Here is a 22,138-nt window from a genome sequence, read left to right on the forward strand (position 1 = left end):
CATGCTCGCGTGGGAGCGGTTCAAGCTGCGCCGGGCGGCCGCCGAGTACGCGGCGCACGGCTGGCCCGTGCAGCCGGGCTCGTTCCTGGTGGGCCGGCGCGCCGGCCGGCACTCGCTGGAGCGCCGCTTCGACTGCGGCGAGCCGGGCTGCCGGACCGCGGCCTGCCACCCGGCGCCGCTGCCGCCGGCCACCGCGGCCGACGTGGTGGCCGGCTACTGGCGCGTCCATCCGTACACGGTGCTGCTGCCGACCGGCCGGGCGTTCGACGTGCTGGAGGTGCCGGCCACCCTCGGGCGCGCGGCGCTGCTCGGCGACGGGTTCGTCGCGGCGCGCGGGCCGGTGGCGGTGGCCCCCGGCGATCGCTGGATGTTTCTGGTGCTGCCCGGCCACGGCGTCCTGCCGGAGCTCGCGCAGCAGGCCGGCGTGGTCCTGCACGGTCAGGGGTCGTGGGTTCCCGCCCCGCCCAGCCCGCAGCTCGGGGGCCGGGTGCGCTGGGAACTGCCGCCGGAGGCACACGGCTGGCGACCCGCCGAGCCGTACGCGGTCCAGGCGATCATGCTCGACGCCATCGGCGCCGGTCCGTCGTTCTCGTCCCGCCAGCGGGCCACGTGGCGCGCGGCGGCGTAACCGGAAATCCATGACGGGGCTTCCTGTCGGTCTCGTCCTGCGGAGCCTGTGCTGCTGCGAAGCCGCGTGGCATGATCCGCAGGGCGGCCGTGCACAAACATTCACGTGCAGAATTCATGCCGATGCCCAACGTAGCGTCGTGGTGGCCCTACGTCGACCCCTATACCGGGCCCGTGAATACTCAACGGTTGCGCACTTACCTACTCAACATTGAGTGACGATCTACTCTATTGATCATCTTCGCAATAGATTGCCGCGCGACTATGGCGACTTACGGACGGACCGCCACGTCGACCGTCGCGACCACCCGCTGGAGGTCCCCGCCGGCCCGCCGGTCGGGGATGTCGATCGGCTCGGCCGCCGGGTCGGCCCGCACGATCCGGCCGCCGTCGGGCATCCGCACGTCGCGGGCCGCCACCAGCGCGGTCAACGCGCCGCGGACGATGCCGGTCGCCTCGCCGCCAGCCGCCCAGACCTGCAGGCCCAGGTGCCAGTACACGCGCCGGGCCCAGGGCATCCGCGACGTCGCGGGCTCCCCGACCGCCTCGACGAGCAGCACCGGGACGCGGCCGGCGACGTCCGCGGGCCGCACGGTCACGACGGTGACGTCGGCCAGGTGCTCCTGGGCGCGCAGATAGGCGACCACCAGCGCGACGGCGTCCGGTTGCATCGGCGTGCTGCGCCTTTCACTGGATGCGGATGCGTCGGTCGTTGCGGTCAACTCCGGCTGTACCGCCCGGTCGCGGCGGTACAGATACATTTCATGTTCCCTGAAGAATGACTTCAGGGTCTTCGGTGAATACGGCGCGTCCCAAGGCATGGTTCGACAATTCGGTGAGGTTGGCTGTCGGCAGTTCGACATCGCCTTCAACCATGCGTCATACCTACAGATCTTGCAGCACCTCGACATCGGCGCGGGCCGATCATCGGCATTCCACGAATCGGCAGGTCATGGACACAGCCGATCAACTCGCCCCGGTGCCCCGTTCGGCCGGTCGGTTCCGGCTTTTCGGGCGCGTCCCGCCCGCCTTGTGCCGAATCGGGCGAGTCCGGCCGTACCGCCGGCACCTCCCCCGCCCGGACGGCACCTGACCAGCGTACGACCGGCCCGGACCGCTCCGCCGACGGCGCGCCGTCCTTTTCGCAGGGGCGCGGGAAACACCGGATGTCAATTGGCGGGCGATTTCGCGAATTCGCCTCCGAAAAGGGACCAGGGCCGCATCCCGGCGTGCGGGACGCGGCCCTGGGCCGTGGTGCGCGGTCGGTCAGGAGTCGCCGCCGGTCTCACCGACCGGGGCGGCGTTGACGTCGTCGATCGCATACTTCTTGGCCGCCTCGGCCGGTGCCGACGCCGGCACCTCGCCGCGGCGGGCGAGCTGGCGCAGCGTGGCGACCACGATCGACTCGGCGTCGACGTGGAAGTGGCGGCGCAGGGCGTGGCGGGTGTCGGAGAGGCCGAAGCCGTCCGTGCCGAGCGAGGTGTAGTCGTTCGGCACCCACCGGGCGACGAGGTCCGGCACCGCCCGCATGAAGTCGCTGACCGCGATCACCGGGCCGGCCGTGCCTTCGAGGGCCTGCGTCACGTACGGCACGCGGGGCTCGTCGGTCGGGTGCAGCAGGTTGTGCTCCTCGGCCTGGATCGCGTCGCGGCGCAGCTCGGTCCACGACGTCGCCGACCACACGTCGGCGGCGACGCCCCACTCCTCGGCGAGGAGCTTCTGCGCCTTGAGCGCCCACTGCATGCCCGTGCCGGACGCCAGCAGCTGCGCCTTGGGACCCTCGCCCGCCGGGGCCGCCTGGTAGCGGTACAGGCCGCGCAGGAGGCCCTGGACGTCGAGGTCCTCCGGCTCGGCCGGCTGGAAGATCGGCTCGTTGTAGATCGTCAGGTAGTAGATGAGGTCCTCGGGGGCCTCGCCGTACATCCGGTTGACGCCGTTCTCGGTGATGTGCGCGATCTCGAACGCGAACGCCGGGTCGTAGGCGACGACGGCCGGGTTGGTCGCGGCGATGAGCAGCGAGTGCCCGTCCTCGTGCTGGAGACCCTCACCGTTGAGCGTGGTGCGGCCGGCGGTGGCGCCGAGCAGGAAGCCGCGCGACATCTGGTCGGCGGCCGCCCAGATCCCGTCGGCCGTGCGCTGGAAGCCGAACATCGAGTAGAAGATGTACACCGGGATGATCGGCTGGCCGTGGGTCGCGTAGCTGGTCGCGGCGGCGGTGAACGAGGCGACCGAGCCGGCCTCGTTGATGCCCTCGTGCAGGATCTGGCCGCTGGTCGACTCGCGGTACGACAGGAAGAGCTCACGGTCGACGGGCGTGTAGTTCTGCCCGTGCGGGGAGTAGATCTTCGCGGTCGGGAAGAGCGAGTCCATGCCGAAGGTGCGCGCCTCGTCGGGGATGACCGGCACCCAGCGCTTGCCCATGCCCTTGTCGCGCATCAGGTCCTTGAGCATGCGGACGAACGCCATGGTCGTGGCGACCTTCTGCTTGCCCGAGCCGCGCTTGATGTCGCCGTAGACCGACGACTCGGGCAGCTGGAGCGGGATGTGCGTGGTGCGCCGCTGCGGCACCGCGCCACCCAGCGCCGCCCGCCGCTCGCGCATGTACTGCATCTCGTCGGAGTCCTCGGCGGGCTTGTAATACGGCACCGCGTAGGGGTTCTCGCCGATCGAGCTGTCGGGGATGTCGAGATACAGCCGGTCCCGGAAGTCCTTGACGTCCTGGAGCGTCAGCTTCTTCATCTGGTGGGTCGCGTTGCGGCCCTCGAAGTGCGAGCCGAGCGTCCAGCCCTTGATCGTCTTGGCCAGGATGACCGTCGGCTGGCCGGTGTGCTCGGTGGCCGCCTTGTACGCCGCGTAGAGCTTGCGGTAGTCGTGGCCGCCGCGCTTGAGATTCCAGATCTCGTCGTCGGAGAGGTGCTCGACCATCTTGCGGGTGCGCGGGTCACGGCCGAAGAAGTGCTCGCGGACGTAGGCGCCGGACTCGGCCTTGTACGTCTGGTAGTCACCGTCGGGCGTGACGTTCATGAGGTTGACCAGGGCACCGTCGGTGTCGGCGGCGAGCAGCGGGTCCCACTCGCGGCCCCAGACGACCTTGATCACGTTCCAGCCGGCGCCCCGGAAGAACGCCTCCAGCTCCTGCATGACCTTGCCGTTGCCGCGGACCGGGCCGTCGAGGCGCTGGAGGTTGCAGTTGATCACGAAGGTGAGGTTGTCGAGCTCCTCGCGGGCCGCCACCCCGATCGCGCCGATCGACTCCGGCTCGTCCATCTCGCCGTCGCCCAGGAAGGCCCATACGTGCTGGTCGGAGGTGTCCTTGAAGCCCCGGTTGTGCAGGTACCGGTTGAAGCGCGCCTGGTAGATGGCGTTGATGCCGCCGAGGCCCATCGAGACCGTCGGGAACTCCCAGAAGCTCGGCATGAGCCGGGGGTGCGGGTAGCTGGGCAGGCCGCCGCCGAAGCCCCGGTGCGAGAGCTCCTGGCGGAAGCCGTCGAGCTGCTGCTCGCTGAGCCGGCCCTCCAGGAACGCCCGCGCATACATGCCCGGGGAGGCGTGGCCCTGGAAGAAGACCTGGTCGCCGCCGCCCGCGTGGTCCTTGCCGCGGAAGAAGTGGTTGAAGCCGACCTCGTAGAGGCTCGCGGCGCTCGCGAACGTCGAGATGTGGCCGCCGACACCGACGTCGGGGCGCTGCGCCCGCTGCACCAGCATCGCGGCGTTCCACCGGATGTAGGCGCGGATGCGCCGCTCGATGTGCTCGTCACCGGGGAACCAGGGCTCGCGCTCCGGTGCGATGGTGTTGATGTAGTCGGTGGTCGTGAGCGGCGGGACGCCGACCTGTCGCTCCCGGGCACGCTCCAGCAGTCGCAGCATGACGTAACGGGCGCGCTTTGTGCCGCGCTCGTCGATCACTCCGTCCAGCGACTGGACCCACTCGGTGGTCTCCTCGGGGTCGATGTCCGGCAGTTGGCTCGGTAGGCCGTCGCTGATCACCGGGCGCTTGCGTTCGGTGGACACAGGCGTTCCTTCTCAAACGTCGCGACCGGACGGCGGGTGCGACGGATCGCTGCGACCGGTCTGGGTGGCCGATGGGGTGTGGCTCGATGGTTCATGGCCGTTGTGTGAGCCCATGTCCAATCTTGCCCGTCCCCGGCGCCGTCCGTCACGTCTACTGACCGCCAACTGCGACGCTCGACACGATACCGGCGAGTAACTACTGTGGCGTTTCACTATTGACGGGACGGCGACTCTTTGAGTATCCCAGGCCCTCCGGTCGGCTACGGTGCCGCCCGTGTCCGACAACTCCGCCTGGTGGCTGCTCCTCCCCTGCGGCATCGTCACGGTGGCCGTGATCATCGCCGTGGTCGTCGTGGTGACCGTCGTCCGCAAGGTCACCCGGCCGATGCGCGGCACGTTCACCAGCTCTTCCGGCGGTGGTGGTCATGATCTCGGGCCGAACTGGACGCCCGACAACCACCACCACCAGACCTGGTCCTCGTCGTCCTCGTCGTCCTCGCCCTCCGGGGACTCCAGCCCGGGGTACCACACCTATGGCCACACCATCCACCACGACCATCACTCGGGTTGGTCGTCCTCGGACTCCGGCTCGTCCTCGTCGGACTCCGGCTGGTCCTCTTCGGATTCCGGGTCCAGTTCCAGCTCCGACTCCGGCTCGTCGAGCTCCGACTCGGGCTCCTCGAGTTCCAGCTCCAGCGACTGATTTCACCCGGCCGCCTGCTTAACTGTGCCGATGCAGACCGAGGTCATCACCGTCAAGACCGGCTCCCGGCCGGTCGTGCGCGACATCACCGACGAGGCGAGCCGGTTCGTGGCCGGCCTCGGCGACGGCCTGCTGCACGTCTTCGTCCCGCACGCCACGGCGGGGGTCGCCATCATCGAGACCGGCGCCGGCAGCGACGACGACCTGCTCCGGGCCCTCGACGACGTGCTGCCGGCGGACAACCGCTGGCAGCACCGCCACGGCTCCCCCGGCCACGGCCGTGACCACGTCATGCCGGCGTTCGTCGCGCCCTACGCGACGCTGCCGGTGATCGGCGGCCGGATCGCGCTCGGCACCTGGCAGTCCGTCTGTCTGGTGGACCCCAACGGTGACAACGCCACCCGCCAGGTCCGCTTCTCGTTCCTGTCCGGATGAATGAACCGGGTATCCGCGCGGCCTGAGCGCCGCCACGCGTGAGGATTGATGCCGTGATCGAGCGCCGCGTCGCCGTCGTCTTCCTGGTCGACCCCGAGGGCCGGATCCTCATGCAGCACCGCGACCAGCACGCCAAGGTCTCGCCGAACCAGTGGGCGATGCCCGGCGGCAAGATCGAGGAGGGCGAGGAGCCGATCGAGGCGGCCCGCCGCGAGGTGCTGGAGGAGACCAGCCTGACCGCCGGAGCCCTGGAGCACTACTTCACCGGCACCCGCCCGTCCGTGTCCACCGTGGACGGGCTGGTCGAGATGCACGTCTACTTCGGCCCGACCGACGCCGCCCAGGACGACGTCGTCCTCGGCGAGGGGCAGGCCATGGTCTTCCTCACACCCGACGAGATCCTGGCCCTCGACCTGGGCGTCACCGCCGTCCGCCTGGTGCCCGGATTCCTCGCCTCCGAGCAGTACAAGGCCCTCGCCGAGCGCGGGAAGGGCTGACCCGGCGGGCGCCGCGACGGTCGGGATCCCGGGCGGGAGTGGCATCCGATGACCGTTTTCGGCCATGCTGTCGAGCGTGACCACCCCTCAGGATCTCGACGAGCGCTTTCGCGCGGAGCTTGCCGGGCTCGTCACCACCACGGTCATCCGGGCAGTCGACGAGCCGGTGCGGGACGACACCGCGCTCACCGGCGCGCAGGCCCGGGCGCTCTACGACGCCCAGTCGACGAGCCGGCATCTCGACCTGGCGGCCCGCTGGCTGCGCAGCTTCGACGCCGGTTACTACACGATCGGGTCGTCGGGCCACGAGGGGAATGCGGCGGTCGCGGCGGCCTTGCGCCCGACCGACCCGGCGCTGCTGCACTACCGCTCGGGCGGCTTCTACTGCATGCGCGCCGGCCAGGTGGCGGGCAGCGACCCGATCCGTGACGTGCTGCGCGGGGTCATGGCCTCGGCCCGGGAGCCGATCGCCGGCGGCCGGCACAAGGTCTTCGGCCACGCCGACCTGCACGTCATCCCGACCACGTCGACGATCGCCTCGCACCTGCCGCGGGCGGTCGGCATCGCGTACGCCCTCGGCCGCGGCCGCCGCCTCAACCCGCCCGCCAACGGGCACGGCTGGCCGGCCGACGCGGTCGTCGTGTGCTCCTTCGGCGACGCCTCGATCAACCACGCCGCCGCCACCGCCGCGTTCAACACCGCCGGCTGGTGCGACCACGTCGGCATCAAGCTGCCCCTGCTCTTCGTCTGCGAGGACAACGGGCTGGGCATCAGCGTCCGCTCGCCCGAGGGCTGGGTCACCGCGGCCCTGCAGAGCCGCCCCGGCCTGCGGTACTACGCCGCCGACGGCACCGACAGCGCGGCCACCTACGACAAGACCGCCGAGGCCGCGGCCTGGGTCCGGCGGTACCGCCGCCCGGCCGTCCTGCACCTCACCACGATCCGGCTGATGGGCCACGCGGGCGCCGACGCCGAGATGGCGTACCGCACCCCCGTCGAGATCGCCGCCGACCTCGCCCGCGACCCGCTCGTCCGCACCGCCCGCCTGCTGGTCGACGCCGGTGTGGCCACCCCGGCCGAGCTCATGGCCCGCTACGACGAGCTTGGCTGGGACGTGCGCCGGGTGGCCGAGGAGGTGCTCGGCGAGCCCCGCCTGGCGAACGCCTCGGAGGTGACCGCCCCGCTGGCCCCGCGCCGCCCGGTCCGGGTCTCGCGCGCGGTGAGCGACGCGGCGACGGCCCTGATGGACGACGAGGACGGCGACGTCGCGGCGATCGGCGACGACCTGGAGTTCACCCGGGCGGGCGGACCGGCGCCACGGATGACCGCCGGCCAGCCGCTGTGGGCGCCCTCCGGGGCCGTTTCGGCTTCGTCTCCGGCCTCCGCTGCTGCGGCTGAGCCTGTGGCCGGCCGTCACAGCGCGTCGCCGTCCGACCCAGCCGCGGACGTTCCGCCGACCGTGCAGTCCGCTGCGGGCGGCCACGCTTCCGCGGGCGGCCTGGGCGCGCAGCCCTCCGCGGGCGGGCCGGGCGTGCACGGCGCTCCGACGTCCGCTCCTCCCGCCGCCGGTTCGTCCAACTCGGCCCTGACCTCCACGAGCTCCGCGGCCGCTGCGCTGCCGGCCCATGGTTCGGCGGCGTCCGGCCCGCCGGCGGCGGACGGTTCGGCTGCCTCCGGTCCGCCGGTCGCCCAGGGTTCGGCCGCCCCCGCGGAAGCCCTGCCGCACTTTTCCGATGTTTCGGATTCGTCGGCCTCCACCTCCACCTCAGCCTCCACCTCAGCCTCGGCCTCGGCCCAGGACGAGGACGAGGAGTGGCCGGACCCGGAGCCGGTGTCGCCGGCCGGGGCGGCGCGGCCCGACCGGGACGCCCCCGAGCCCGCGCGGGACAGCCGGCTCAACGGCAACGGGCAGCCGCCCACCCGGGCCGCCGCCTTCAACGGCCGGCTCCCGGAGCGGGCCGGGCCGCTGACCCTCGCCCAGACGATCAACGCGACGCTGACGGATGCGATGCTGGCGTACCCCCAGATGGTCGTCTTCGGCGAGGACGTGGCCGCGAAGGGTGGCGTCTACGGCGTGACCAAGGGCCTGCGGGACCGCTTCGGCGCGACGCGCGTCTTCGACACCCTGCTCGACGAGACCAGCATCCTCGGGCTCGGCCTCGGTGCCGGGATCTCGGGCCTGCTGCCGGTACCGGAGATCCAGTATCTCGCCTATCTGCACAACGCCGAGGACCAGCTGCGCGGCGAGGCGGCCACGATGCAGTTCTTCTCGCAGGGCGCGTTCCACAACCCGATGGTGGTCCGGGTCGCCGGGCTGGCGTACCAGCAGGGCTTCGGCGGCCACTTCCACAACGACAACGCCCTGGCCGTGCTCCGGGACATCCCCGGCCTGGTGGTGGCGGCCCCGTCCCGGGCCGAGGACGCCGCGCCGATGCTGCGGACGTGCCTGGCCAGCGCCGTCGTCGACGGGAGCGTGTGCGTGTTCCTGGAGCCGATCGCGCTGTACCACACCCGCGACCTGCACACCGAGAGCGACACCTGGTGGCTGTCCGACTACGCTCCGCCGAGCGAATGGTCGGCCATCCACGTGCCGATCGGCCGCGCCCGGACGTACGGCAGCGGGCCGAACGACGACCTGACGATCATCACCTTCGGCAACGGGGTGCGGCTGTCGCTCCGGGCGGCGGCGCGGCTCGCCGGCGAGGGCATCGCCTGCCGGGTCGTCGACCTGCGCTGGCTGTCCCCGCTGCCGGTCGGCGACATCATCAAGCAGTCCTCGGACACCGGCCGGGTGCTGGTCGTGGACGAGACCCGCCGCTCCGGCGGCGTGGGCGAGGGCGTCATCGCGGCCCTGGTCGACGCCGGCTACGTCGGGGTCGCCCGCCGGGTCGCCGCCGTGGACTCGTTCGTGCCGCTCGGCCCGGCCGCCAACCACGTGCTCGTCTCCGAGGAACAGATCGTCCAGGGGGCGAGATCACTGTTGGCCCGGTAGTTTAGACCGATAGTTTTTCGATCGCATCGGTGCGCCACTTGCGTTGACGGCCCGTACTGTGTGGACTACGCGCTAACAAGTGGTGTGTTGCGACAGGAGGCAGTGGACAGTGAACGCGACCGCGGGTCAGGCCGAGGTGAAGAGCCTGGCGGACCGGTTCGGCGTCGAACCGGGCATGGTCGTTATGGAGATGGGGTACGACGACGACGTCGACCAGGATCTCCGCGACGTCCTGATCGACCGGTGCGGGGACCTGGTTGACGAGGAGACCGACGAGGTCGTCGACGTGGTGCTGCTCTGGTGGCGCGACGAGGACGGCGACCTGGTCGAGACGCTCATCGACGCCCTTGGCCCCCTGGCGGACAACGGCGTGGTGTGGCTGCTCACGCCCAAGGCCGGCCGCCCCGGGCACGTCGAGCCGAGCGAGATCAACGAGTCGGCGCCCACCGCCGGACTGCAGCAGACCTCGACGGTCAACGCGGGCAAGGACTGGACCGCCGCGCGCCTGGTGGCGCCCCGGGCGGCCCGCTCCCGCCGCTAGCCGCCGGTAGGGGGCGCGGCCGCGGCGACCCGCCCTCACCGTCACCCCCGCCGGGGGTGTCAGCGGCGCGCCCCGCTGCGCCGCCAGTGGTCGCTGTGCGCCGAGAACCGCCGGTCGGAATGCCGTCGGCCGCTTCGCCGCGCCTTCACCTCGCCTCCGCCTTGCTTCTGAGAGCCGCCGACCGCGGCTGTGGCCACCCTGGCCCGCACCCTGGCCCGCGCAGCGCAGCGTGGATCGCGGCGGCGCTTGCACGGCCACCTCGCACTGCTCCCGTGCCTGACCGCGGGCCCACCTGCCCGGCCAGCCGACCTGCCTTAGCCGGCCGCCGCCTGCCCAGCTAGCCGACCTGCCTTAGCCGGCCGCCTCCTGCCCTAGCCAGCCGCCACCTGTTCGGCGCCGACAGAAATCCCGCCACGCCTGGGTGCCGCCCGGCGCGATGCCCACCTGCATCGACGCCACCCGCACCATGGGCGGCCCGCACGCCCGCGCCACCAGGTCCCGCGCCGCGGTCCTCCCTGGTGCCGGCGCGTGGGCGGTCAGTCGACGGTGGTCGGTCTCGGCTGGTGGCGGGCGGTCAGCTGGTGGGCATCGCGCTCGTCGAGGGCTTCTTCGAGGCGCTCGCGGAGGCCGACGGCGAGGTCGAGCCCCACCAGCCGGAGCGGGTGGGCGACGGCGAGTTCTTCGGGGTGTTGGTGGCCGTGGGCTGGGGCGTGAACACCCGCACGTCCGAGAACGTCACGTCGGCCTCGTCGCCCGTCGTGCTGAACGCGCCCAGGTTGGTCCGCCCGTCGCGGATCTCCTGGTCGGAGACCCGGCCGACCTGCTCGCCGCCCACGTAGATGACCAGCGCGTCCCCGGCGACGGCGAAGGCGACGTAGGTGTCCTCGCTCGTCTTGACGTACCACTCCGCGATCAGGTTGTTCTTGCCCGGGCCGCTGTCGGCGAGCCGGTGCAGGCGCACGTAGCCGTTGGCGCAGTAGCCCAGCGTGTACCCCCGGCTGCCGGTCCGCAGCCACATGCCGGCGCAGCCGCTGGTCGCGTGCACCTTGGCCTCGATGCCCGAGTCGGCCAGCTTCACGTCGAGCGGCTTCTGCAGGGTGCAGCCGGTGAGCCCGTTGACCTTGGTCGTGACGTGTAAGTCGTCCGCCGTGGCCGTGCACTTGCCGCCGGAGTCCTCGTCCTGGCTGTACCAGATCTTGTCGATCGACGGCAGCGACATCCGCTTCCAGCCGTCGGGCACCCAGCCGGGCCGCTCCTCCCGCTGGTACGCGGGGATGACCTGCGGCGTCGCGCCCGGCGCCGGCGCCGAGGTGGGCGCGCTCGACGACGAGGTGGCGCCGGGGCCGCCGCCCGCCTGCTTGTTCGACCGATCCTGGAAGACGACGTACCCGGCGAGCCCGAGCGCGAGCACCAGCACCACGACCAGCACCGGCACGGCGACGTTGCGCCGCGGGCGCGGTGGCGGCGCCGGGATCTCCTCCCGGGGCGGCTGGGCGTAGTCGACCTTCATCGCGGACGGCGACTGGTAGTTGGGGATGGCCGGCACGGCGTGCACGGTGCGCGGCGGCAACGGCTGGGTCGACTCCGCGTCGGTGCCGCGGTACACGCCGCCCTGGTAGTTCTGGCCGGCCGCGGGGCGCACCGTCGGGTACACCGGCGGCTGCGGGGGGCGCGGCGGCTGCGGCGGGCTGACGGGGACGGCGCTGATCGGGGCACCGCCTGGGATGCCGCTGACGGGCGTGCCGGGGACGCCGCTCACGGGTGCGTGCGGGACACCGCTGACGGGGGCCTGAGGGACGCCGCTGACCGGAGCCTGCGGGTACACCTGCTGGTAGCCCACCGGTGGCCCCTGCTGCTGGGGCACCTGGGGCGGGAAGCCCTGTCCGGGCTGTTGTACCTGCGGCTGGCCCGGCTGCTGGAACCCGCCGGGCTGGGCCTGCGGGTGGCCCTGGAACTGGCCGGGCTGCTGGAAAGCGCCGGGCTGGCCCTGCGGCTGAGCCTGAGGCTGGCCCTGCGGCTGGCCCTGGGGCTGGCCCGGCTGTTGGAACGCAACGGGCTGGCCCTGGGGCTGAGCGGGCTGCTGGAAGGCTGCCGGCTGGGGCTGTGGCTGGGCCGGCGGGAACGTGCCGGGCGGGGCGCTGACGGGCGGCTGGAACGTCCCCGGGGGCGAACTGACCGGGAACGTCCCGGGAGGCGCGCTGATCGGGGGTGCGCCGGCTGCGGCGCCCGCGGCGCCCGCGGCGCCCGCGGGCAGGCCACCGGCCGCGGCCAGGCCGGCGCCGGGGCCCGCGGGCGGGGGGCCGCCGGCCGGGTGACCGTTGGGCTGGTCGGCGGGCTGTCCGGTGGACGGGGCGACGCTGACCCAGGCGCGGAGGCTGCCCTCGGCGACGACGAGCTCGGGCTGCTCGATCATCGTGGGGGCCATGCCGAGCTCGCGCTCGAGCAGGGTCGCGACGAGCGGGATGCGGCTGGAGCCGCCGACGAGGAAGATGCCCGCGAGTCGGGTCTTGTCGAGGCCGGCCCAGCGGACCACCGCCGAGGTGGTGCGGACCGTCTGCTCGAGCAGCGGGCGGGCCAGCTCCTCGAAGGCGTCGCGGGTGATGCTGAGGTCGGCGGCGAGGATCGGCACGTGCAGGCCGGTCGCGGCCGTGCGCGACAGCATCTCCTTGGCGATGCGGGCGTCGTCCCAGAGGAGCCTGCGATACCGCCGGTCCTCGGTCGTCTGCGGACCCTCGAGGCGGGCCCAGACGTCGGCGTCGGGCAGCTGCTGCTTCGCGTGGTCGACGATCAGCGCGTCCAGGTCGAGGCCGCCCAGGTCGTCGATGCCGTCGACCGCGCGCACGTCGAAGCCCTCGCCGGCGCGGGTGACGATGCTCGCGTCGAACGTGCCGCCGCCGAAGTCGTACACCAGCAGACCCTGGTCGGCTTCGAGGGGCTTCCGCAGTACACCTGCGAAATAATGCGCAGCGGCAACCGGCTCCGGCATGAGCGAGGGCTGCGGCAGGCCGGCGAGCTTGGCCCCCTCCATGAGCGCGAGGCGGCGCGACACGCCCCAGGCCGCCGGGTGCGTCAGGGTCAGCGCGCTGACCGGCCCGCCCGCGACCCGGGTCGCCTCCTGCGCGACGCGCGTGAGGACCGCGCCGATCAGCGCGGGGACGGTGACCTCGAGCTCGCCGAGCAGCACGGTGCCGTCGTCGATGCGCCGCTTGGGGCTGGCCTCGAAGCGGGCCGGCTCGACCCGCGCGGCGTGCACGGCGTCCCGCCCGACGAGGACGGCGCCGTCGACCTGCGCGTAGACGCTCGACGGAAGGAGCGGCGACCCGTCGAACAGCAACGGACGGACCCTCCCATCCGGCCACGCGAGAAGCGCGACGGTGTGGGAGGTCCCGAAGTCGATGCCCAGACGTGGACCGGCTGCCATGCGGGCGAGTGTAGGCCTTGGGTACGACAACTGGCATGCTCGGTTCATGACCCTGGATGTCGGCAAACCGGCACTGGCCGTGGGCGCCTCAGCGCCGGACTTCACGCTGCGGGACCAGAACAATCAGGAGGTGAGCCTGCGCGACCTCCTGTCTGCGGGCCGCGCCGTATTGCTGGTGTTCTATCCGCTGGCGTTCACCGGCACCTGCCAGGGCGAACTGCACGCGGTACGGGACAACCTCTCCGCCTTCCAGAACCCCCGCGTCCAGGTGCTGACGGTGAGCGTCGACTCGCCGTACGCGCACAAGGTCTGGGCGGACCGGGAGGGCTACGACTTCCCGCTGCTGTCGGATTTCTGGCCGCACGGCGCGGTGGCCCGCGCGTACGGGGTGTTCAACGAGAAGGCCGGCTTCGCAAACCGCGGAACGTTCCTGGTAGACGCCTCGGGGGTGGTCCGGTTCGCCGAGGTCCAGGGGCCGGGGAAGGCTCGTGAGCAGGCCGGATGGTTGGCCGCGATCGAGGCGCTGTGAACCGGGATGAGGAGAGCGGGGGGTCTTGGGTAACATCTTGGTACCCAATCCCGGATGACCGGGGTCGGGGCGCGTAGCTCAGTGGAAGAGCACCCGCCTTACAAGCGGGGGGTCGTTGGTTCGAACCCAACCGTGCCCACCAGAAACAACGTCACATGCGAGGCCCGCCTTACGGCAACGGTGAGCTGGCCCCGCCGCCACGGACGCCTTCCGTCATCACGCTCGATGATCTTGCCGTGATGATCGCTGAGGACCCACATGGACGCAACCAAGATGCCGCTGGCCTCGCTGCTGAACACGGCACCGGCTGACCAACTGGGTTGAAGATCCGCCTGACCCGCGCCTACATGGCGCGCCAGTTCGGGGGCGAGGCGGTCATTGACAGCGTAGAGCCTTGATCAAGGGAAACTTCTGGCTGCTCCAGCGACCATACGTTTCCCTTGATCTTGAGCGCGACGTGCGACGTGCGACGCGCGACGCGCGACGCGCGACCCCTCAGGAGGGCGGGGAAGAAGACCTCCGCATTCAAGCCGATGAGGACAGGCAGCACGCCGGAGCTAGTCGCAAAGAACTTTGTGCCGTAAAGTTCTCTGCGTGAACGATGACGACGACGTGCCGTTGGAGTCGCCCGCCGAGTCGCTGGCGCTCATCAGCCGGGAGCGGGACGCGGTCAGCCGGAGCGTCCAGTTCAACCCCCTCGCGTACTACCTGCCGTGGGGGTTCGCCTGGCTGATCGGGTTCGGGCTGCTGTTCCTGCGCTACGGGCCGGACGGCCGCGTCTTCGTGCCGATGCCCGACTGGCTGCCCCTGGTCGCGCTCTTCTCGCTGCTGGCGGCCGCTGCCATCGGTACCGTCGCCATGTCGACCGCCAAAGGACGCCACGTCCACGGCCGGTCCGCCTGGCAGGGGGCCGTCTACGGGTGGACCTGGTTCCTGGCGTTCGCCGGGGTCGGCAGCACCCTCGGCCGGTTCACCAAGTATCTGCCGGACGACGAGGCCGGCCTGCTGTGGGGGTCGGCCTCCGTCGGGGTCACCGCGGTCATGTACCTCGCCGGCTCCGCGATCTGGCTCTCCCGCGAGATGTTCGTGCTCGGCGCCTGGGTGACCGTCGTGAACATCGCCGGTGTCATCGCCGGGCCCGGCTGGCACTCCCTGCTCATCGCGGTCGGGGGTGGCGGCGGGCTGATCCTGTTCGGGGTCGCGCTGTGGGTCCGGGGTCGGCCGCGGTGACGGACCTCGACCCGGTGATCCACGCGCAGGCCCGGCTGCGCATCATGGCCGCGCTGTCCGGCCTCGCCGACGGCGACCGCATGACGTTCCCCCGGCTCCAGCAGATCCTCGACATGACCGCCGGCAACCTGTCGGTCCACCTCACCAAGCTCGAACAGGCCGGCTACGTCGAGGTGGCCAAGTCCTTCCGCGGCCGGACCCCGACCACGTCGGCCGGCCTCACCCGCCGCGGCCGGGTCGCGTTCGAGGACTACACCGCCGCGCTCCGTGCCCTGCTCGAACCACCGAAACACCATCCCGAGGAGGGATAGATGCTCGCCCGCACCGTCGAGGTCACCAAGCGCTTCGGCGACACCCTCGCCCTCGACCACGTCTCGCTCGACATCCCCGAAGGCGGCGTCGTCGGCCTGCTCGGGCCGAACGGCGCCGGCAAGAGCACGTTGCTCAGCCTGTTCGTCGGCCTCCGCCGGCCCACGAGCGGGACCGTCGAGCTGCTCGGCGGCGACCCGCGCGACCCGGCCAGCCGCCGGCGGATCGGCGTCACGCCGCAGGAGACCAGCCTGCCGGGCACGCTGCGGGTGCGGGAGTGCGTCGCGTTCGTCGCGGCCCACCACCCCGACCCGGTGCCGGTCGGTGAGCTGCTGGAGCGGTTCGGGCTGGCCGACCTCGCCAAGCGGCAGACCGGCGGGCTGTCCGGCGGCCAGCGGCGGCGGCTCGCGGTCGCGCTCGCCTTCGCCGGGCGGCCGAAGCTCGTCTTCCTCGACGAGCCGACGACCGGGCTCGATGTGCAGGCCCGGCGCGCCCTGTGGGACACCGTCCGCGAGTTCGCGACCGAGAACACCGTCGTGCTCACGAGCCACTACCTGGAGGAGATCGAGGCGCTCGCCGACCGGGTCGTGGTGCTCGGCGACGGGCGGATCCTCGCCGACGACACGGTCGCCGCGATCCGCGGCATGGTCGGCATCCACCGGGTGAGCCTCGTCGTGGACGACCTGCCGGCCCTCAACGGCGTGGTCAGCGTCGAGCACGCCGACGGCCGCACCTCGCTGCTCACCCCCGACGCCGACGAGCTGGTCCGCGAGCTGATCCACAAGGACGTGCAGTTCCACGGCCTGCAGGTCCAGCCCACGACGCTCGAAGAGGCGTTCCTGACCCTGACCGGGAAGTGACGATCATGTCCCTCGTGCTCACGCACACGCGGTACCGAATCATCGAAACGGTCCGCATTCCCGTCGCGGTGCTCGGCGGAGCGTTCTTCCCGGCCGCGTCGATGCTGTTCTTCGTCGTGCCGTTCGCGGGCGACGACCCGGTCGGCGCCACGTACGCGACGGCGTCGATGGTGATGTTCGCCGTCATGACCAGCTCGCTGTTCACCTACGGCGTCGGGGTCGCCGACGACCGGGCCCAGCCGTGGAGCACCTACGTGCGCACGCTGCCGGCCGGGCCGGGTGCCGCGTTCACCGGCCGGATCCTCACCGGGCTGACGATGATGGGCATCTCTCTGGTACCGGTGGTGATCATCGGCTGGCTGTTCACCGCGGCGACGGCGACTCCGCTGCAGCTGCTGCTCGCGCTGGGGGTGGTGGTGCTCGGCGCGCTGCCGTTCACGTTCATGGGGCTCGCGATCGGGTACTGGCTGCCCACCAAGGCCGCGCTCGCCGTCGCGCAGATCACCTTCTTCCCGCTGGCGTTCGGCGGCGGGCTGCTCTCGGCGCCGGGCGACGCGCCGGGCTTCGTGGAGGCCATCGCGCCGTACCTGCCGACGCGCGGCGCGGTCGAGCTCGTCTGGGCGGCGGTCGGCGACTTCCGGGTGTCGGCGACGTCGATGATCGCGCTCGTGGCGTGGACGGTCGCGATGGCGGCGCTGGCCGCGTGGGCGTACCACCGCGACGAGGGCGAGCGCTTCTCGTGACGATCTTGGGATGGTGGTCCCTGACTTGCCGGAAATAGCACGATAAAAACGGGACCACAACTCCAAGATCGCGGGGCGGGGTCGCCGGAGGACGTGACACCTGAGGGAAACCGTGCGCAAAGATGGCGCCGTGGAGAAATGGGTGGCGTTCCGGCGGTCGCGGATCGACCGCGTGGTCGCCATGGTCCGGGCGGTCGCCGAGGCCGCCGACCCGGGCGAGCACGGCGAGGGCGTCGAGGTGGTGGTCGAGGCGCCCCGCAAGAAGTGGTGGCAGGCGCTGTTCAACCGCGACGACACCCTGGCCCAGGCCCGCATCGTGGTGACCAGGGCCGGCGGCGAGGTGCGCTACCCGTTCGACATCCAGCTGGTCACGGCGTACGGCGGAAACGCGGCCCACCGCCTCGGCACGCGGCCGGGATGGGCGGTCAGCAACTCGGCCGGGATGGCGTTCGTGATCCAGAAGGGCACCCAACGCACCGCGTTCGACTTCGAGGAGCTCACGACCGGCGCGGTGGCCGCCCTGGCCAAGCTGCGCCGCAAGCCCCAGGAGCGGGGCTGGCGGGCCCGGGTGGACAGGGCGGTCCGCCGGACCTAGACCCTAGAGGGCGTCGATCGTGGCGATCTCCTCGGCGGTCAGTTCGAAGCCGAGCACCGCGAGGTTCTCGCGCATGCGGGACTCGCGGGTGGACTTGGGGATGATGACGATGTCGTGGTGGAGCTGCCACCGCAGTACCACCTGGGGCACCGACGCGTCGTGGGACGCGGCGATCGCGACCAGGCGCGGGTCGTCGAGCGGCGTGTTCTTCAGCGAGCTGTACCCCTCGACCACGATGCGACGCTGCCGCATCTCGTCGAGGAACTTCGGCTCGTGCTCGGACGGGCTCCAGGAGACCTGGTTGACGACCGGGGCCTCCCCCGTCTCCCGGATCAGCTCGTCGATGAGCTCGGCGTCGTAGTTGCTCACCCCGAGCGAGCGGGCCCGGCCGGCGTCGCGCTGCTCGAGGAACGACACCCAGGTCGGCAGCGACTTGCCGCGGGACGGGGGCCAGTGGATGAGCCACAGGTCGACGTAGTCGACGCCGAGCGCGTGGAGGCTGGCCTCGATGGTCTGCCGCTCGCGGCCGGCCTGCGACGGCGGCAGCTTGGTGGTGATGAAGACGTCCGAGCGGTCGACGCCGCTGTCGCGCAGCGCCCGCCCGATCTCGGCCTCGTTGCCGTACATGGTGGCCGTGTCGATGTGGCGGTAGCCCACGTCGAGCGCCGTGCGGGTCGACTCGTACGCGGACGTGCCGGTGATCTGCCAGGTGCCGAAGCCGACGACCGGCAGTGCGACGCCCGGCGCGAGTTCGACGGTTGGGATCTCATGTGCCATTCCCCCATAGTGCCCGACACTGGGCCGATGGAATGGGTGCGGATCGGGGCCTCGGCCGACTTCACCGGCCGGCCCCACCCGGTGGCCGTCGACGGCGTGGCCCTCGTCGTGCTGCGACCGGCGCCCGGGGCGGCGCCGGTGGCCTTCGCCGACCGCTGCCCGCACCGGCTGGTGCCGCTGTCGGCGGGCTCGTTCGAGCACGGAGTGCTGCGCTGCCCTTACCACGGGTGGGAGTTCGACGCGTCGGGGCGTTGCCTGGTCGTACCGTCGAACGGCCCGGAGGCCAAGGTGCCCCCACGCGCGGACCTCCCGCCCGGCCCGCCGCTGCGGGAGGCGGACGGGTCGGTGTGGGTGGACCGCGCCGCCGTCACCCCGCCCGGCCCGCTCGACCTGCTGTCCAATGTGGATCCCGGGCTGCTGCGCGCCTGGCACCCGGTGGCCCTGCTGGAGGAGCTGCCCACGACGGCCCGGCTGCTGGGCCGGGAGTGGTCCCTGTCGACTGTGGACGGCGTCGTCCGGGCGGACCCCGCCCCCTACGCGGTCGGCGTGCGCTGGGGACTCGTCTGGCTCGCGCCGCTGGAGCCGCGGACCGGCCTGTTCGACGATCCCGACGCCGAGGACGCCGCCTACGCCGGCGCCTGGCTGCCACCGTCGCGCACCGGTGTCAGCGCCGGCGTCGTCGCCGACAACTTCCTCGACGTCGCCCACTTCCCGTTCGTCCACGCGGCGACGTTCGGGGCCGGTGAGGAGCGCGTCGTCGGCCCGTACGACGTGACCGAGCGCCCCGACGGCTGCCGCAGCGTGCAGGTGCAGTGGTTCGACAACCCCGGCGACCCGGGGGTGGCGGCCGGCCTGCGCCCCGTGCGGCAGCGGCGGCGGGCCACCTACGTGCACCGGGCGCCGTTCCAGCTCATGCTCCGGCTCGAGGAGCTCGACGCCGGCGCGGTGAAGACGATCCTGTTCTTCGCGCAGCCCGAGTCGGCGGGCAGCACGCGCATCTACACGAAGATGCTGCTGCACGGCATCGGCGGTGTCGCCGACCCGTCACCGGACGTGGTGGCCGCCGAGGTGGCGTTCGAGGAGGCGGTACTGGCGGAGGACCTCGCGCTGCAGGCCCGGATGACCGTGCCCGGGTTGCCGCTGCGGCCGCGGGACGAACTGCACGTGCGCGCGGACCGGCTCGGGGTGGCGCTGCGCCGTTCGTTGATCCCGTATCGCACCTTGTCCTGACCGAGTAGGTTGCGCCTATGTTGGAGTTTCCGCCAGGGTTCCGCTTCGGAGTGTCCACCGCCTCCTACCAGATCGAGGGCGCCGTCGCCGAGGACGGTCGCGGACCGTCCATCTGGGACACATTCGCGCACACGCCGGGCAAGGTGGCCCGCGGCGAGACCGGTGACGTGGCGTGCGACCACTACCACCGCTGGGAGTCCGACCTCGACCTGATCGCGGAGCTGGGCGCCAACGCCTACCGGTTCTCGGTGGCCTGGCCCCGCATCCAGCCCACCGGCGACGGCCCGGCGGTGGCCGCCGGGCTCGACTTCTACGACCGGCTGGTCGACGGGCTGCTGGCCCGCGGCATCGACCCGGTCGCGACGCTCTTCCACTGGGACCTCCCGCAGGCGCTGCAGGACCAGGGCGGCTGGAGCAACCGGGACACCGCGATGCGCTTCGGCGAGTACGCGGAGCTGGTCGGCGAGCGCCTCGGCGACCGGGTGAAGCTGTGGTGCACCCTCAACGAGCCGTACATCCACTTCGCTCTCGGCCACGTGCAGGGCGTCCACGCGCCCGGCCTGACGCTGTCGCCGGACGGCTACCCGTTCGTCGTGCACCACCTGCTGCTCGCCCACGGCCTGGCCGTGTCGGCGCTCCGGCGGCACTCGCGCGCCCCGATCACCCTGGCGAACAACTACTCGCCCGTCTGGCTCGCCGGCGAGACCGACGCGGACCGCGGCGCCGCCCTCTTCTACGACATGGTGCAGAACCACCTTTTCACGGATCCGGTACTGCTGGGTGCCTACCCGGCCGGCTTCGAGGCCCTGCTGGCGGGGGTGGACGTGGACGCCGTCGTCATGGAGGGCGACCTCGACGTCATCTCCCAGCCGATCGAGGCCCTCGGCGTGAACTACTACAACCCGAGCCTGATCGGCGCGCCCAACGGCGAGGACGGGCTGCCGTTCAGCCGCCTGCCGATCGAGGGGTACCCCCAGTCGGCCTTCGGCTGGCCGGTCGTCCCCGACGGCCTGCGTGAGCTGCTCGTCGGCTTCAAGGAGCGCTACGGCGACAAGCTGCCCCCGATCTGGATCACGGAGAGCGGCACGTCCTGGCCCGACGTCGACGACCAGTTCCGCATCGACTACATCTCCGGCCACCTGGAGGCGCTGCAGGCCGCGATGCGCGCCGGCGTCGAGGTGCACGGCTACTGCACGTGGTCGCTGATGGACAACTTCGAGTGGGCCGAGGGCTACGGCCAGCGGTTCGGCCTGGTGCACGTGGACTTCGAGACCCAGACCCGCACGAAGCGCCGCTCCTTCGACTGGTACCGGCAGGTCTGCGCCACCGCCGCGCCCCGGCCGGACCTGCAGGGCGAACCGACCGGATGACCCGGTGGATGCGGGGCCAGTCCGCGGGGTCCGGCTGGTCTCGGTCCACCGCTGCCCGCACCGGTGCTAGGAGCCCGGTAGCGGGTCCACCACCACCGCCAGCGACGCGAAGGCCGACTTGTTGCCGGTCGCGTCGAACGCCCGCACCCGCAGGCTGAAGGTCGTCCGGCCCGGTGCGCGCGGCTCGGTCCACGTCGTGCCGGGCACGTCGGCGATCCAGTCGGCGTCCTTGAAGACCTGGTAGCCCGCCACCCCCACGTTGTCGGTCGACGCGTCCCAGGACCAGGTCACCGCGGTCGCCGACAGAGCGAAGCGCAGGTTCGCCGGTACCGTCGGCTGGCGCGCGTCCGACGCCGGGCCCGGGTCGATGGCGACGGCGACGGCGAGCGCCGGGGACTGCAGGCCCGCGCCGTCGAAGGCGACCACCCGGAACGCGAAGGTGCCGAAGCCGAGCCGGGGCACGGTGAGGCCGGTGCTGCTGGTGGGGCCGTAGTGCTCGCCGTTGACGTACACGTGGTAGCCGGCGACCGCCACGTTGTCGGTCGCGGCCGTCCAGCCGAGCGTCGTGCCCTGGGCGCCGGACCCGAACCGCAGCTGCGTCGGCGCGCCGGGCGCCACGGTGTCCGGCGGCCCGCCGGGGGTGATCACGGCGAACGGCGAGGCGTTGCCGGCGGCGTCGAGGGCCCGCACGCGGTACGTGAAGATGGCCGGCGGCGGGGTCGGCATCGTGTACTCGGTGCCGGTGACGGTCGCTGCCAGGCTGGCGCCCAGGTACACCTCGTAGGCGGTGACGGCGACATTGTCCGCCGACGCGTCCCAGCGCAGCGTCATCGTGGTCGGCGCGAGGACGGTCCGCAGGTTGCCCGGGGCGGTCGGCGGGCGCAGGTCCGGGGTACCGCCGGGGCGGTAGTTCTGCGGGTCGCCGTCGCCCTGCGCGACGAACCCGAACGTCGTCGCGGCGCCGGCGGCCAGGGTCGCGTTCCAGGACTCCCCGACGACGGCGTAGTGCTCGCCGGTGCGGGTGAAGCGGCCGCTCCACGAGGTCGCGACCGCCGTGCCGGCCGGCAGGTCGAACTCGACCCGCCAGGTCAGCGGGGCGGCGGTGTCGTTGGTGACCGTGAACGCGCCGACGTACCCGCCGTTCCACGTGCTCTGCCGCTCGAATGCGACGGTGGCGGCCCGCGCGGGCGTGGCGGCGAAACCCACGACGGCGGCGGCCAGGACGGCGAGGGCGGCCGCCCGGCCGAGGACGCGAATTCGACCCATGT

General features: G+C 72.2%; 19 protein-coding genes and 1 tRNA gene. 15 read left to right on the forward strand and 5 right to left on the reverse strand.

Annotated features, from left to right (window positions below; all coding sequences use genetic code 11):
• Position 1 precedes the first annotated feature (1 nt).
• A complete protein-coding gene (locus tag ABZS66_RS04105) occupies positions 2–628 on the forward strand; it encodes a bifunctional DNA primase/polymerase (RefSeq protein WP_354754928.1) in 627 nt (208 codons plus the stop codon).
• Positions 629–899: 271 nt separating this feature from the next.
• Here ABZS66_RS04105 and ABZS66_RS04110 read toward each other — a convergent pair whose 3' ends face one another.
• Together ABZS66_RS04110 and aceE are read right to left on the reverse strand one after the other, a co-directional pair.
• On the reverse strand, positions 900–1,298 hold the full coding sequence (locus ABZS66_RS04110; protein ID WP_354754930.1) for a hypothetical protein: 399 nt from the start codon (positions 1,296–1,298) through the stop codon (positions 900–902).
• Between the two features lie 595 nt (positions 1,299–1,893).
• Entirely contained in the window at positions 1,894–4,638 is a 2,745-nt protein-coding gene (gene aceE, locus ABZS66_RS04115; protein ID WP_354754932.1) for a pyruvate dehydrogenase (acetyl-transferring), homodimeric type, read from the reverse strand.
• Positions 4,639–4,912: 274 nt separating this feature from the next.
• Here aceE and ABZS66_RS04120 point away from each other — a divergent pair, with 274 nt between their 5' ends.
• From ABZS66_RS04120 to ABZS66_RS04140, 5 genes are all read left to right on the forward strand, one after another.
• Positions 4,913–5,341 carry a hypothetical protein gene (locus ABZS66_RS04120; RefSeq protein ID WP_354754934.1) on the forward strand — a complete coding sequence of 143 codons (429 nt, stop codon included), beginning with the start codon at positions 4,913–4,915 and terminating at the stop codon, positions 5,339–5,341.
• Positions 5,342–5,371: 30 nt separating this feature from the next.
• Positions 5,372–5,776 (forward strand): secondary thiamine-phosphate synthase enzyme YjbQ, encoded by a 405-nt coding sequence (locus ABZS66_RS04125; RefSeq protein WP_354754936.1) that lies wholly within the window; start codon positions 5,372–5,374, stop codon positions 5,774–5,776.
• Positions 5,777–5,829: 53 nt separating this feature from the next.
• Positions 5,830–6,273, forward strand: a complete 444-nt coding sequence (locus ABZS66_RS04130) for an NUDIX hydrolase (protein WP_354754938.1) — start codon at positions 5,830–5,832, stop codon at positions 6,271–6,273.
• 64 nt (positions 6,274–6,337) lie between these two features.
• Positions 6,338–9,265: a thiamine pyrophosphate-dependent enzyme gene (locus ABZS66_RS04135; protein WP_354754940.1), complete on the forward strand. Its 2,928-nt coding sequence runs from the start codon at positions 6,338–6,340 to the stop codon at positions 9,263–9,265.
• 109 nt (positions 9,266–9,374) lie between these two features.
• Complete coding sequence (locus tag ABZS66_RS04140) at positions 9,375–9,806, forward strand: DUF3052 domain-containing protein (protein WP_190257925.1); 432 nt, start codon at positions 9,375–9,377, stop codon at positions 9,804–9,806.
• Positions 9,807–10,380: 574 nt separating this feature from the next.
• On the opposite strand, the gene ABZS66_RS04145 is transcribed toward ABZS66_RS04140, so the two are convergent.
• Positions 10,381–13,227, reverse strand: a complete 2,847-nt coding sequence (locus ABZS66_RS04145; protein WP_354754942.1) for an Hsp70 family protein — start codon at positions 13,225–13,227, stop codon at positions 10,381–10,383.
• Positions 13,228–13,273: 46 nt separating this feature from the next.
• On the opposite strand from ABZS66_RS04145, the gene ABZS66_RS04150 reads away from it, so the two are divergent.
• From ABZS66_RS04150 to ABZS66_RS04180, 7 genes are all read left to right on the forward strand, one after another.
• Complete coding sequence (locus tag ABZS66_RS04150) at positions 13,274–13,756, forward strand: peroxiredoxin (protein ID WP_354754944.1); 483 nt, start codon at positions 13,274–13,276, stop codon at positions 13,754–13,756.
• A 67-nt stretch (positions 13,757–13,823) separates the two neighbouring features.
• A tRNA-Val gene (locus ABZS66_RS04155) sits at positions 13,824–13,898 on the forward strand.
• Between the two features lie 452 nt (positions 13,899–14,350).
• A complete protein-coding gene (locus tag ABZS66_RS04160) occupies positions 14,351–14,986 on the forward strand; it encodes a transporter (protein WP_354754946.1) in 636 nt (211 codons plus the stop codon).
• On the forward strand, positions 14,983–15,297 hold the full coding sequence (locus tag ABZS66_RS04165; RefSeq protein WP_354754948.1) for a transcriptional regulator: 315 nt from the start codon (positions 14,983–14,985) through the stop codon (positions 15,295–15,297). The genes ABZS66_RS04160 and ABZS66_RS04165 overlap by 4 nt, the downstream gene beginning before the upstream one ends.
• Entirely contained in the window at positions 15,298–16,155 is an 858-nt protein-coding gene (locus ABZS66_RS04170; RefSeq protein WP_354754950.1) for an ABC transporter ATP-binding protein, read from the forward strand. It begins immediately after the preceding gene.
• A 5-nt stretch (positions 16,156–16,160) separates the two neighbouring features.
• The gene (locus ABZS66_RS04175) at positions 16,161–16,898 is read left to right on the forward strand and encodes an ABC transporter permease (RefSeq protein ID WP_354754952.1); all 738 of its coding nucleotides are present in this window, start codon (positions 16,161–16,163) and stop codon (positions 16,896–16,898) included.
• A 130-nt stretch (positions 16,899–17,028) separates the two neighbouring features.
• A complete protein-coding gene (locus ABZS66_RS04180; protein WP_354754953.1) occupies positions 17,029–17,493 on the forward strand; it encodes a hypothetical protein in 465 nt (154 codons plus the stop codon).
• A gap of 3 nt (positions 17,494–17,496) precedes the next feature.
• On the opposite strand, the gene ABZS66_RS04185 is transcribed toward ABZS66_RS04180, so the two are convergent.
• Positions 17,497–18,270 carry an aldo/keto reductase gene (locus tag ABZS66_RS04185; RefSeq protein ID WP_354754955.1) on the reverse strand — a complete coding sequence of 258 codons (774 nt, stop codon included), beginning with the start codon at positions 18,268–18,270 and terminating at the stop codon, positions 17,497–17,499.
• Positions 18,271–18,297: 27 nt separating this feature from the next.
• On the opposite strand from ABZS66_RS04185, the gene ABZS66_RS04190 reads away from it, so the two are divergent.
• Both ABZS66_RS04190 and ABZS66_RS04195 read left to right on the forward strand, forming a co-directional pair.
• Positions 18,298–19,500, forward strand: coding sequence for a Rieske 2Fe-2S domain-containing protein (locus ABZS66_RS04190; RefSeq protein WP_354754957.1), 1,203 nt, complete (start codon positions 18,298–18,300; stop codon positions 19,498–19,500).
• Positions 19,501–19,517: 17 nt separating this feature from the next.
• Entirely contained in the window at positions 19,518–20,870 is a 1,353-nt protein-coding gene (locus tag ABZS66_RS04195) for a GH1 family beta-glucosidase (RefSeq protein ID WP_354754959.1), read from the forward strand.
• Positions 20,871–20,936: 66 nt separating this feature from the next.
• Here ABZS66_RS04195 and ABZS66_RS04200 read toward each other — a convergent pair whose 3' ends face one another.
• Complete coding sequence (locus tag ABZS66_RS04200) at positions 20,937–22,136, reverse strand: cellulose binding domain-containing protein (RefSeq protein ID WP_354754961.1); 1,200 nt, start codon at positions 22,134–22,136, stop codon at positions 20,937–20,939.
• Between the last annotated feature and the right edge of the window lie 2 nt (positions 22,137–22,138).

The sequence above is a fragment of the Dactylosporangium sp. NPDC005572 genome (genome assembly GCF_040605515.1).
In the GTDB taxonomy this organism is placed as follows: Bacteria; Actinomycetota; Actinomycetes; order Mycobacteriales; family Micromonosporaceae; genus Dactylosporangium.